The sequence below is a fragment of the Hoylesella marshii DSM 16973 = JCM 13450 genome, from assembly GCF_000146675.1.
Lineage (GTDB): Bacteria > Bacteroidota > Bacteroidia > Bacteroidales > Bacteroidaceae > Prevotella > Prevotella marshii.
Window position 1 is genome coordinate 1,789,563 of record NZ_GL397214.1, and the last position, 13,555, is coordinate 1,803,117.

The following is a 13,555-nucleotide window of genomic DNA, read 5'->3' on the forward strand; positions in this document are numbered from 1 at the left end:
ACGTCCATCGGGGAAGTTCCCGATGGACGTTTTCTTAATGAATCATTGCCGATTGGCAAGTATCAGTCGTTGAGTTTTGCAACGATAAACTCGCGATTCAACCGTGCAATATTGGCAATCGTTTCGTTCTTAGGACATTCGGCCTCACAAGCACGCGTGTTGGTGCAGTTTCCGAAACCTAACTCTTCCATGCGCATAACCATGCTCTTGGCACGTTTGGCTGCCTCGGGACGCCCCTGTGGCAGGAGTGCAAGTTGGCTAACCTTGGAACTAACGAAAAGCATAGCAGAACCATTCTTACATGCTGCTACGCAGGCAGCACAGCCAATGCAGCTTGCACAGTCCATCGCTTCGTCGGCATTCTCCTTCGGTATGAGAATAGCATTTGCATCTTGAGGCTGTCCGGTGCGTACACTGGTATAACCACCAGCTTGTATAATCTTGTCGAAAGCTCCACGATCAACCATGCAATCCTTAATAACGGGGAAAGCAGCAGAACGCCATGGCTCGACGGTAATTACATCTCCATCTTTGAAACGACGCATATAAAGCTGACAGGTGGTAGCACCCGTAGCCGGACCATGAGGATGTCCATTGATATAAAGCGAACACATGCCGCAGATACCTTCGCGACAATCATGGTCGAAGACAAAAGGCTCCTTGTTATCTTCAATCAATTGCTCGTTGAGAATATCCAACATTTCGAGGAAAGAAGTATCTCCGGGGATGTCTTTCATCTCGAAAGAATCGAAATAACCTTTGGCTTTGGGGCCGTTCTGACGCCAAACTTTCAGCGTGAAACTTATATTTTTATCCATTGTCATTAAGTTTTAATCGTTACATCATGCAGGATTTTCCATGTCAGAGGCTGCGATTTGTCGGTATATCGTATCTCCGATAAAGAGAGAATGCTCAAAATAACAACCATTTGAAAAGAGAAATCCTTTCATCCATGATGATGTGTTATGATTTATAGTTACGTGTCTGTACCTTAATATACTGATAGTCGAGGTTTTCTTTCAGAAGCTCGGGCTTCTCGTCATCAGAGCCGGCATACTTCCAACAGGAAACATACATGTAATGTTCGTCATCGCGTTTGGCCTCGCCCTCTTCTGTCTGGTACTCTTCACGGAAATGTCCGCCACAGCTCTCGTTGCGCTCAATGGCATCATAAGCCATGAGTTCACCCATGATAATGAAGTCGCGCAAATGGATGGCTTTATCAAGTTCTACATTCAGACCTTCTTTCTCACCCGGAATACGAACACGGGAGAAGAATTCCTTACGCAGCTCCTTCAGCTCAACAAGTGCTTCTTGGAGACCTTGGAGATTACGGGCCATGCCCACTTTATTCCAAAGAATACCGTAAAGACGTTTGTGAAGAGTGTCTACACTGAGGTCTCCCTTAATGTTGTAAAGTTGATCGATTTCGGCCTGAACTTTCTTTTCGGCTTCCACAAACTCAGGAAGATCGGTAGAAAAGCGCGGTACAGAAATCTGGTCACTTAAGTAATTCTGCAATGTATAAGGAATGACATAATAACCATCGGCAAGTCCTTGCATGAGCGCAGACGCTCCAAGACGGTTGGCTCCGTGGTCGGAGAAGTTACATTCGCCAAGAGCAAAGAGTCCCTGAATAGAGGTTTGTAACTCATAATCGACCCAAATTCCACCCATGGTATAGTGAATGGCGGGGTAAATCATCATGGGATTTTCATACGGGGAAACATCCGTAATTTCCTCATACATATCGAATAGGTTGCCATAACGTTGGCCGACAACATCTTTGCCCAAACGGTTGATGGCTTCGGAGAAATCAAGGAAGACAGCAAGGCCGGTGTTGTTTACGCCAAATCCCTTGTCGCAACGTTCTTTGGCTGCACGTGAAGCCACGTCGCGAGGTACGAGGTTGCCGAATGCAGGGTAACGACGCTCCAGATAATAGTCGCGGTCTTCTTCGGGAATATCACGGCCTTGAAGCGTTCCGGCCTGAAGTTTCTTGGCGTCCTCCAACTTCTTTGGCACCCAAATACGTCCGTCATTACGCAGAGACTCGGACATCAATGTCAGCTTAGATTGCTTGTCGCCATGCACGGGAATACAAGTAGGATGTATTTGAACGTAAGCGGGATTTGCAAAATATGCCCCCTTACGATAGCATGCTATGGCAGCAGTACAGTTGCAACCCATGGCATTCGTAGAAAGGAAATAAGCATTTCCATAACCTCCGGTGGCAATACATACGGCATGAGCGGCAAAGCGTTCGAGCTTACCGGTTACCAAATTCTTGGCAATAATACCACGGGCACGACCATCGATGATAACGAGGTCTTCCATCTCATAACGTGTATAGAGCTTTACTGTGCCTTCTTCTACCTGACGGCTGAGTGCCGAATAAGCACCGAGAAGAAGTTGCTGACCGGTTTGACCCTTAGCGTAAAACGTGCGACTTACCTGTGCTCCACCAAAAGAACGGTTGGCTAACATGCCTCCGTACTCACGTGCAAAAGGAACGCCTTGTGCTACACATTGGTCGATAATCGCGGCACTGACTTCTGCAAGACGATAAACATTGGCCTCACGGGCGCGGTAGTCACCTCCTTTAATCGTATCATAAAAGAGTCGATAAACAGAGTCGCCATCGTTCTGGTAATTCTTAGCGGCATTGATACCTCCCTGAGCGGCAATAGAGTGAGCACGTCGGGGCGAATCCTGAATGCAGAAATTCAATACACGGAAACCCATTTCGCCCAATGAGGCAGCAGCACTTGCACCGGCAAGACCCGTTCCTACGACGATAATATCCAGCTTACGCTTGTTTGCAGGGTTTACAAGTTTCTGATGAGCTTTATAATTAGTCCACTTCTCAGCTAATGCGCCTTCGGGAATCTTAGAATCTATTTGTACCATATTATTATTTGTTTAAGGTATTAAAGTGAAGTGAGGATTAAACATAACAACAAAGGCTGGGTGCACATTTGCAAGCAAACGCCAATATAACGATGAGGAATCCTAACATGAGGAATGTGGTATAAACGATTCCTATCATCTTCCAGCGGTTGAACCAAACCTTTCCGCTTACGCCCAAAGTTTGCATAGAACTCCAGAATCCGTGAGAGAGGTGGAACCAAAGGGCTACAATCCAAATCACATAAAGAACGACATAAACAGGATTAGCGAAAGTGTCTTTGATGTAAGCAAAACCATCTGCGGGATGGAACTTTGCTTCAAAGCCTACAATCTCAGCAAACATCATGTTATACCAGAAATTGAATAAATGGAGCAAAAGACCCAAACAGATAATCAAACCCAGAACAAGCATGTTCTTAGATGCCCATTCTACTTTCGGGTCAGATGCCGTAATGGCATACCGTTCATTACCTCTCGCCTTACGATTTTGTGCCGTCAAGATGAAAGCATAAACGATATGAATGACCGTAAGTGCAGCCAATGCCAACGTAGCAACAACTGCATACCAATTAGCACCCAGGAATTCACAAACCATATTATAGGCTTCTCCCGAAAAAAGTGCCACGATGTTCATTGACATGTGGAACGTCAAGAACAGGATAAGCGCAATACCGGTAACAGACATCACGACTTTCCTACCAATAGATGAATTGATTAACCACATAAATGATTAAGATTTAAATATTTAAATGTTAGAAATTATTTTTATTTTCTATTGTCATCAAGGTTTCATCATGCGATTGTCAAAGGTGCGGAATACCTATTGTTAGGTATAGAGGTACTACGCAGACGCTGCAAAAATACTATATTTTAATGATAAATCAAAGCATTTCTAATAAAAATTCGATTTAATTTGTTACTTTTGCGGAGAAATATTTTGGTGTGAATGAAATTCTATTACGATGTCCTTGTTATAGGAGGCGGACATGCCGGCTGTGAAGCTGCAACTGCATCTGCCAACATGGGTGCAACTACATGTCTGATTACTATGGATATGAACAAAATTGCACAGATGAGTTGCAACCCTGCTATAGGGGGAATTGCAAAGGGACAAATCGTACGGGAAATAGATGCCTTAGGTGGACAGATGGGCTTGGTAACCGATGCTACTGCCATCCAATTCCGCATGCTCAACCGTTCTAAAGGTCCGGCGATGTGGAGTCCGCGTGCCCAATGTGACCGCGAAAGGTTTATTTGGGAATGGAGAAGCATCTTGGATCACACCCCGAACCTCGATATTTGGCAAGATCAAGCCGAAGAACTTATTGTAAAAAATCATACAGCTGTAGGCGTCCGTACAATGTGGGGTGCCGAGATGTTTGCCAAAAGTATCGTTATTACCGCAGGAACGTTTCTCAACGGTGTGATGCACATCGGTAAAACGCAGGTTCAAGGCGGACGTCTCGCAGAACCGGCAGTACTGAAATTCAGCGAAAGTATTACGCAACACGGCATTCGAAAAGGGCGAATGAAAACAGGAACACCCGTCCGTCTCGATAAGCGCTCCATACATTTTGAAGATACAGAAATACAAAAAGGAGAATCAGACTTCCATCAATTCAGCTTTATTGGCAAGCCCCGAAAATTGAATCAGCTGCCTTGCTGGACATTCTATACCACCCCTCAATCCCACGAAGTGCTCCGCTTGGGGTTAAAAGATTCACCATTATATAATGGACAAATACAAAGTATCGGCCCAAGGTACTGCCCTTCCATTGAGACAAAGCTCATCACATTTCCTGATAAACAACAACATCCGCTTTTCTTAGAACCCGAAGGAGAGACAACCAATGAGATGTATCTCAATGGTTTCTCATCTAGTATGCCCATGGAAGTACAGATTGAGGCATTGCACCAAATTCCCGCACTTCGCGAAGCAAAGATATATCGCCCGGGTTACGCAATAGAATACGATTATTTCGACCCAATTCAACTCACACACTCCTTGGAATCAAAGGTAATCAGCGGTCTTTTCTTCGCCGGACAGGTAAATGGAACAACCGGTTACGAAGAGGCGGGAGGACAAGGGCTTGTTGCCGGTATCAATGCAGCTATTCATTGCAATAATGGTACACCTTTTATTATGCATCGCGATGAATCTTATATTGGAGTGCTTATCGACGATTTAGTAACAAAAGGCGTAGATGAACCTTATAGAATGTTTACTTCGCGCGCCGAATATCGTATCCTTTTGCGACAGGACGACGCAGATGCAAGGCTCACGGAACGTGCTTATCATTTAGGAATAGCAAAGAGAGAACGATACGATTACTGGCAAGAAAAGAGAGAGAACATTCAAAAGATTCTCAGTTTCTGCGAAAAGACGTCCTTAAAAGCAAAAGATATTAACTCTGCCTTAGAAAGAATTGGTACAACACCCATTCAGAGAAGTGCTAAGATAATAGACTTAATCGCCCGACCGCAAGTAAGTTTGAATGCAATAGGAAGCATCATCCCGGAACTCAACGATATACTGAATGCACCGAAAAACAGAAAAGAAGAAATCATTGAGGCTACAGAAATTCAAATCAAATACAGAGGCTATGTGGAACGAGAGCGAATCATTGCCGAAAAGATGCATCGGCTTGAAAACATCAAGATCAAAGACAGATTCAATTATATGGAAATGAATCAACTCGCGACAGAAGCCCGACAAAAGTTACAGAACATAAATCCCGAAACGTTGGCACAGGCAAGTCGCATCCCGGGAGTTTCCCCCAGCGACATCAACGTACTGCTTGTGTTGCTTGGAAGATAAAAAGTACTATCACAAAAACACGGTTTCACGTGAAACAAAACCATCATAATCAAAAGTATAAAACATTGAAAATGAATAACAAAACATTATTAAAGAACTTGAGATGTATTCCCGACTTCCCTATCAAAGGTGTCAACTTTAGAGACGTGACCACACTTTTCAAGAGTGCGGAATGCCTTCGTATCATGAACGAAGAGCTTTACGAACTTTACAAAGACAAAGGGATTACAAAAATTGTAGGAATAGAAAGCCGCGGATTCGTCATGTCTTCCGCACTCGCTCTTAAGCTCCGTGCAGGCATTGTCTTGTGTCGCAAGCCCGGAAAGTTACCTTGCGAAACCATACAAGAGACCTATACCAAAGAATATGGTACCGACACGATAGAGATTCACAAAGATGCTATTAACGAAAACGACACCATCTTACTTCACGACGACCTGCTTGCTACTGGCGGAACAATGAAAGCAGCCTATGATTTAGTAAAGAAGTTCAACCCAAAGAAAATCTATGTCAATTTTATCATTGAATTGGTAAACGAAGATTTGAATGGTCGCGCTGCTTTTGATGCCGGCACTCAAATAGACACTCTTATTCAAATATAAGACAAAAGAAGTACCACACATGCTTATACACTCCTCCCCCACACCCTTTCCTCTGCACCTTTCTTATATAAAGAGAATGGAACATGGAAAGTGTTGTGAAGGGAAGTACATAATGGAATATATATAACGCCCCTACACGTTTCACGTGAAACAAGCAAATAGCTAACACGTTTACAGAAAGGGATTTAGCTGCAATGCCTCAAAAGGAAAAAGAGAATCGGCTGGAACGTCTGAGGGAAATCGTTCAGAGCTTACCCAACATGCCCGGGAGCTATCAGTTTTACGATAGCTCTCATACCATTATATATATAGGGAAAGCAAAAGATTTGAAGAAACGGGTGGCCTCTTATTTCCGCAAAGAGGTGGATCGGTACAAGACAAAGGTACTTGTGAGCAAGATTCAGGACATTAGTTATACGGTTGTCAATACCGAAGAAGATGCCCTCCTCTTAGAAAACAATCTCATCAAGAAGTACAATCCCCGTTATAATGTTCTGCTGAAAGACGGAAAGACCTATCCGTCCATCTGTATTACCAATGAGTTCTTCCCCCGAATCTTTAAGACTCGTACTATCAACAAGAAGCTCGGCACGTATTATGGCCCGTATAGTTACGTCGGTTCCATGCATGCCGCCCTTGACTTGATTAACAAACTCTATAAACCTCGTACCTGTCGATTCCCCATTACACAAGAAGGCATCCTCAAAAAGAAATACAAGCCCTGTTTAAAATACCACATTCAAAACTGCGATGCCCCATGTATTGCTAAGCAAACCCATGAAGAATATCTCGCCAACATTGCCCAAGCGCGGGAAATTCTCAAAGGCAACACACGTGAAGTAAGCAAATATCTCTACAACGAAATGCAGCAGAAGGCTTCCGAACTCAAATTTGAAGAAGCCGAAGAGCTAAAGAAGAAATATCTGATTATCAAGAATTTCTGTGAAAAAAGCGAAGTCGTGAGTCATACTATCACCGACATCGATGTCTTTTCCATTGCCAATGATACCAATAAAAAGAACGCTTACATCAACTACATACACGTAAAAAACGGTGTTATCAATCAAAGTTTCACCTTCGAATACAAACGAAAATTAGACGAAAGCGATACCCATTTACTGCTGATGGCCATTCCCGAAATACGCGAACGCTTCCACAGCACAGCACGAGAAATCCTCGTTCCGCTCGAGATAGATTGGAAAATAAAAGATGCTCTCTTCGTTATTCCAAAGTCAGGAGATAAGAAACGGTTGCTCGATCTCTCCGAAATGAACTGCAAGCAATATCAGTTCGACCGGCTTAAGCAGGCAGAGAAGCTCAATCCCGAGCAGAAATTAGTACGATTAATGAAAGAGTTGCAAGAGAAGCTCAAACTCCCCAACATTCCCTACCACATCGAATGTTTCGACAACTCCAACATTTCAGGAACCAATGCTGTGGCCGGATGTGTCGTTTTCAAAGGCTTTAAACCCTCGAAGAAAGACTATCGCCGCTACAACATCAAGACCGTAGAAGGTCCCAACGACTATGCTTCCATGCAAGAGGTGGTCTATCGGCGTTATTCCCGTATGCTCGAAGAGGGAAGTACACTGCCCCATCTTATTATTACCGATGGAGGAAAGGGACAGATGGAGGTCGTCAGAACGGTCATTGAAGACCAATTAGGCCTTTCCATTCCTATTGCAGGATTGGCAAAAGACAACCGCCACCGCACCAATGAACTCCTTTGCGGCTTTCCCCCGCAAACCGTTGCCCTGAAAGTAAACAGCGAACTCTTCCACAAACTTACACAGATACAAGACGAGGTTCACCGTTATGCCATTACCTTTCATAGAGAAAAGCGCAGTAAAAACGCTTTACACTCCGAACTTGACCAAATTAAAGGTATTGGCAGCAAAACCCGTGATGCCCTATTGGGGAGTTTGAGAAGCGTGGAAAGCATAAAAGAAGCAAATATTCAAACACTTACAAAGATTATAGGACAAGCAAAAGCCCACCTTGTCTACCAATATTTTCACGAAGAAACGGCAGAAACTCAATAAATTAAGCTATCTTTGTAAAATCATCATTTCGTCGTTTCATGTTCAATCACATAAAGAATATAAATCCATTCGTAAGATGGAGAATGTAAAAATACTTACACATTCCACAACATTCCCCACAAATCACCCCACCCGTCGCACCGTTGTAACCCATAGCAACTGCCCATCATGAGAATTGTCATTCAGCGCGTATCCCACGCTTCCGTAACTATCAACAGTCAAGAGCAAAGTGCCATTGGTCAAGGGTTGCTCATCCTACTCGGTATTGGCAGTGAAGATACCATAGAAGATGCCGACTGGCTTGTGAAGAAAGTGGCAACGCTGCGTATTTTCAACGATGCAAACAACGTGATGAACCTGTCGGTAAAAGACATCTGCGGCGAGGTTCTCGTTGTCAGTCAGTTCACGCTCATGGCCTCCTATAAGAAAGGCAATCGCCCGAGTTACATCCATGCAGCCCCTCATGAGCTGTCTATCCCGCTCTACGAGCACTTCTGTCGGCAACTCTCGGCAGTCCTCGGAAAAGATGTTGCCACAGGTATCTTCGGTGCCGATATGAAAGTAGAACTCCTCAACGATGGCCCCGTAACCATCTGTATGGACACAAAAAACAAAGCATAAGCAACCTTTCACCATCGCGCAACATGCCCACCAAAACCCAAATAAGAGGCAATGACGACATCACGAGTTATCCATCAAAAGAAAAGACAATACACACAAGTATGCAACCAGATAGACATCCATCCATAGAAACAATGCTTTCGGCAGAAGAAATCCAAGAAAACCGCTCGCTCACCATAGCTGATGCCCAACTAGAGGTAGACCATTGGGTGAAAACCTATGGCGTAAGATACTTCAGCGAACTGACAAACATGGCATGCTTAACCGAAGAAGTGGGCGAATTAGCTCGCATTATCGCCCGCCGATACGGAGACCAGAGCTTTAAAAAAGGCGAGACCGACAACATAGGTGAAGAGCTGGCAGACGTGCTCTGGGTACTTATCTGCCTGGCCAACCAAACCGGTACCGACCTCACAGCCGAACTCAGAAAGAGCATTAGCAAAAAGACCGCAAGAGACAAAGACAGACATATCAATAACCCTAAACTCAAATAATTATGGCAATAACAAAAAACATTGAACCCGAACACCACCATCACCACCATCACGCCCCAGAGAAGAGCAAGTACCAAGAGGCACTCTCGCTCTACAACACCGAGCTTTCCGATGACGACGTACAGCAAGCGGTAAGAAAAATTATTGCCGAGAAAGTGCACCAAAATGACACTCCCGAGGTCAAACGGTTTCTTTTCGGCAGCATCGAACTCACTTCTCTCAGCACCACAGACAGCGATGAAAGCATCCTTGCTTTCGTTGAAAAAGTGAACCGCTTTGATGAAGTCTACCCCGACCTGCCCCATGTGGCCACCATCTGCACTTACCCGTGTTTCGCTTCCATTGTAAGCGAGAGTTGCGAGATAGAAGGTGTGGAAACAACCTGTGTCTCCGGTGCCTTCCCTTCCTCACAAGCTGTTATCGAGGTAAAGGTGGCCGAGACGGCATTGGCTATCAAAGACGGTGCCACAGAGATAGACATTGTGATGCCGGTAGGTAAGTTTCTCAGTGGCGACTACGAGGGCGTGTGCGATGATATCAGCGAGTTAAAGCAGGTTTGTGGCAGTGTTCCCTTGAAAGTCATCCTCGAAACAGGCGACATTAAGACTGCTTCCAACATCAAAAAGGCATCGCTGCTGGCTATGTATGCCGGCGCCGACTACATAAAAACATCCACAGGAAAGGAGAAAATCTCTGCTACGCCGGAAGCGGCATACGTCATGTGTCAAGCCATCAAAGAGTATTACGATCGCACCGGCATACAGATTGGCTTCAAACCGGCAGGCGGCATCAACACCGTTATGGACGCTATCACCTATTACACCCTTGTAAAAGAGGTATTAGGCGACAAATGGCTCACCAACAAATGGTTCCGTTTGGGCACAAGTCGCTTGGCTAACTTACTGCTGAGCGAGCTTGTGGGGCAGGAAACCAAGTTCTTCTAACGCGGTTACTTACCGTATATCTTATAGCAAAGGGGATGGAAAATACGGTTCCATCCCCTTTTTTCGTACTGTCCTGACACAGCGTAAACGTCAGAATCGGATGTGGAAAACACTATCACCCCATAAGGGGACAAACATCTATGTTCACCCCCTCCCATGCAAAAGCATAGCTTTTACCACGCCATCTCATAGCTTTCACGTCGTTCGAGCATAGCTTTCAGGCGTTCAAAGCTATGCTTTCTCAACCTCTTCCTTATCTCATTGTTTTTCAACAACTTGCTGTGGATTTTCCAAACGCTTTTCTTTCCGTTGTCAATACGTGAGCCGGCTCAGTGCGCTTCCAGCCAATTTGTGCCCCAGCCACTGTCGGCCACGAGCGGCACACGTAAGGGATAAGCCTGCTGCATCTCCTCCATCACGATACGCTCCACCCGTTCTTTCTCTTCAGGAAATACGCTGAAATTCAATTCATCATGAACTTGCAGTATCATTTTCGACCGTATTCCCTCCTTCATAAACCGACGATAAATGCGTATCATAGCCACTTTTATGATGTCGGCAGCACTCCCCTGTATCGGCGCATTAATGGCATTGCGTTCTGCAAAGCCACGAACGGTGGCATTATGACTGTTGATGTCGGGTAGATAACGTCGCCGATGGAAGATGGTTTCCACGTAACCATGCGTCCGAGCCACCTCTTTTGAATGCTCCATATAGTCCTTTACCTGCGGAAACATCATGAAATAACCGTCTATCAACTGCTTTGCCTCATTGCGGTCGATGTCCAATCGCTCCGCCAAACCAAAGACTGTGATACCGTAAATGATGCCGAAATTGGCACGTTTAGCCTTCGTTCGCTCATCGCGGGTCACGTCTTCTACTGCCCGTCCATAGATTTTGGCAGCTGTAGCGGCATGAATATCGTAGCCCTCTCTAAACGCCTCTATCATATGAGCATCGCCGCTGAGGTGTGCCATCACACGTAGCTCTATCTGACTGTAATCGGCCGAGAAAAACAAACATCCCTCTTCGGGTATGAAAGCCTTCCGTATCTCTTTGCCATCCTCCCCTCTCACAGGTATGTTTTGCAAGTTCGGCTCACTCGACGACAAACGTCCTGTAGCCGTAACGGTCTGATTGAAAGATGTATGAATGCGTCCTGTACGGGTATTTATCAGTTTGGGAAGAGCATCAACGTAGGTTCCGAGGAGTTTTTTCAAGCCTCTGTAATCCAATATATCACCCACTATCTCATGTTTGCCTCTCAACTGCTGCAACACCTCTTCACTGGTAACATACTGCCCTGTCTTGGTTTTCTTGGGTTTATCTATGATTTTCATTCTTCCGAAAAGCATGTCGCCCACCTGTTTGGGCGAAGCTATATTGAACTCACCGCCGGCCAATTCATAGATACGGGCTTCCAAATCGTGCATGCGTCGGGTAAGAATATCCGACGTCTCTTTCAGCGATTGCGTGTCTATACGCACGCCGTTCATCTCCATTTCAGCAAGAACGGGCACTAAAGGCATCTCTATCTGATAGAACAACTCTTCTGCTTCCACTTCTCGTAGCTTAGGTTCAAGCACGTTTTTCAGCTGCAATGTAATGTCTGCATCTTCTGCGGCATACTCGTACACCTGAGCCGGCGATAGTTCGCGCATACTCTTTTGATGCTTCCCCTTTGCCCCGATGAGCGTATCAATGTGAATGGTTTGATAGTTCAAGTACACCTCGGCCATATAATCCATGTTGTGGCGAAGCTCCGGTTGAATAAGATAATGGGCAATCATGGTATCGAATAAAGCACCGCGAAGACAGACTCCGTAGTTTCTGAGCACCTCTAAATCGTACTTCATGTTCTGCCCTACTTTCATAATGGCTTCGCTTTCGTACAATGGTTTGAAAATATTCACGATTTTCTCAGCCTCTTTCCGGTCAGCGGGAACAGGTACATAAAATGCCTGTCGCTCTTCAACGGCAAAGCTCAAACCCACCAATTCAGCGTCCATAGCATAGAGAGAAGTGGTTTCTGTGTCTATACTTACAGTTTGTTTTGTAAGAAATAAATCACAAACTCTTTGCATTTCTTCCTCATTTTCAATGAGTTTATAGTCATGTTGCACGGTTTTAATCGTGTCATAATTCGTTTTTTCAGTCACGTCCGCATGCTCGGTCGTATTTACAGCAAAGAGATCGAGTTGTTGGTTGGTGTTTATTGGTTTCTTTTCACTTTTATTTAATATTCTGTCGGCAAAGCTTTTAAATTCTAATTCGGTAAAAATTTCAGTCAAACGGGTATGGTCGGGTTCCACCAACTTTAACTCATCGAGTTGCAAGTCGATGGGAACATCCGTCCGGATGGTAGCAAGAAACTTCGACATCTTAATGTCATCGAGGTGTGTTTCGACTTTTGTTTTCAACGCACCTTTCAGTTCCGATGTCCTCGCCATTAAGTCTTCCACGGTTCCAAACTCGTTTATCAACTTCACGGCGGTCTTCTCTCCCACGCCCGGACAGCCTGGGAAATTGTCGGAAGCATCGCCCATGAGTGCTAAAAGGTCGATAACAAGTTTCGGAGAGCTAATTCCATATTTCTCCATCACTTCTCTTTCGCCCATTGTTTCGTAACCTCCACCATGTCGCGGACGAAAGATAAACACATTGTCGCTTACCAATTGCCCGTAATCCTTATCGGGAGTAAGCATAAAAGTCTCAACTCCCGCGTCTTGTGCCTGAGTGGCAAGAGTGCCAATCACATCATCTGCCTCGAATCCATCTACCTGAAGAATCGGAATATGGTAAGCCTTCAGAATGTCTTTGATAAGAGGAACCGACTTCCTAATATCCTCCGGAGTCTCCTCCCGTTGTGCTTTATACTGCGGAAAAGCCTCGTTGCGAAAGGTCAGACCATGGTCGAAAGCCACGCCGATATAAGTGGGTTTCTCTTTGGTAAGCACCTCATTCAACGTATTACAGAAGCCCATAATGGCCGATGTGTTCAGTCCCTTGGAATTGATTCTCGGGTTTTTAATAAAGGCATAGTAAGAACGGTATATCAATGCGTAAGCATCTAAAAGAAATAATTTCTCCATTTCAAAGCTGTATTTACACGTAAAATTACTAA

10 protein-coding genes are annotated in these 13,555 nt (G+C 44.9%); 6 read left to right on the forward strand and 4 right to left on the reverse strand.

Translation table 11 applies throughout. From position 1 onward, the window contains the following. Positions 1-62: 62 nt before the first annotated feature. From HMPREF0658_RS07495 to HMPREF0658_RS07505, 3 genes are all read right to left on the reverse strand, one after another. A complete protein-coding gene (locus tag HMPREF0658_RS07495) occupies positions 63-818 on the reverse strand; it encodes a succinate dehydrogenase/fumarate reductase iron-sulfur subunit (RefSeq protein WP_024990951.1) in 756 nt (251 codons plus the stop codon). A gap of 145 nt (positions 819-963) precedes the next feature. Then, on the reverse strand, positions 964-2,910 hold the full coding sequence (locus HMPREF0658_RS07500; RefSeq protein WP_006949849.1) for a fumarate reductase/succinate dehydrogenase flavoprotein subunit: 1,947 nt from the start codon (positions 2,908-2,910) through the stop codon (positions 964-966). Positions 2,911-2,947: 37 nt separating this feature from the next. After that, on the reverse strand, positions 2,948-3,634 hold the full coding sequence (locus HMPREF0658_RS07505) for a succinate dehydrogenase/fumarate reductase cytochrome b subunit (protein WP_006949850.1): 687 nt from the start codon (positions 3,632-3,634) through the stop codon (positions 2,948-2,950). 222 nt (positions 3,635-3,856) lie between these two features. Between HMPREF0658_RS07505 and mnmG the strand changes: the two genes are divergently transcribed. The 6 genes from mnmG to deoC all read left to right on the forward strand — a co-directional run bounded on the left by mnmG (position 3,857) and on the right by deoC (position 10,431). Then, positions 3,857-5,728 (forward strand): tRNA uridine-5-carboxymethylaminomethyl(34) synthesis enzyme MnmG, encoded by a 1,872-nt coding sequence (mnmG, locus tag HMPREF0658_RS07510; protein ID WP_006949851.1) that lies wholly within the window; start codon positions 3,857-3,859, stop codon positions 5,726-5,728. 71 nt (positions 5,729-5,799) lie between these two features. Continuing rightward, the gene (locus HMPREF0658_RS07515) at positions 5,800-6,330 is read left to right on the forward strand and encodes an adenine phosphoribosyltransferase (protein ID WP_024990952.1); all 531 of its coding nucleotides are present in this window, start codon (positions 5,800-5,802) and stop codon (positions 6,328-6,330) included. A 194-nt stretch (positions 6,331-6,524) separates the two neighbouring features. After that, on the forward strand, positions 6,525-8,372 hold the full coding sequence (gene uvrC, locus HMPREF0658_RS07520; protein WP_006949853.1) for an excinuclease ABC subunit UvrC: 1,848 nt from the start codon (positions 6,525-6,527) through the stop codon (positions 8,370-8,372). A 168-nt stretch (positions 8,373-8,540) separates the two neighbouring features. Then, the gene (dtd, locus tag HMPREF0658_RS07525; protein WP_006949855.1) at positions 8,541-8,993 is read left to right on the forward strand and encodes a D-aminoacyl-tRNA deacylase; all 453 of its coding nucleotides are present in this window, start codon (positions 8,541-8,543) and stop codon (positions 8,991-8,993) included. A gap of 134 nt (positions 8,994-9,127) precedes the next feature. After that, the gene (locus tag HMPREF0658_RS07530; RefSeq protein WP_050748701.1) at positions 9,128-9,487 is read left to right on the forward strand and encodes a nucleotide pyrophosphohydrolase; all 360 of its coding nucleotides are present in this window, start codon (positions 9,128-9,130) and stop codon (positions 9,485-9,487) included. Positions 9,488-9,489: 2 nt separating this feature from the next. Beyond that, entirely contained in the window at positions 9,490-10,431 is a 942-nt protein-coding gene (deoC, locus tag HMPREF0658_RS07535) for a deoxyribose-phosphate aldolase (protein ID WP_006949859.1), read from the forward strand. A 329-nt stretch (positions 10,432-10,760) separates the two neighbouring features. Here deoC and polA read toward each other — a convergent pair whose 3' ends face one another. Beyond that, positions 10,761-13,523: a DNA polymerase I gene (gene polA / locus HMPREF0658_RS07540; RefSeq protein ID WP_006949860.1), complete on the reverse strand. Its 2,763-nt coding sequence runs from the start codon at positions 13,521-13,523 to the stop codon at positions 10,761-10,763. Positions 13,524-13,555 lie beyond the last annotated feature (32 nt).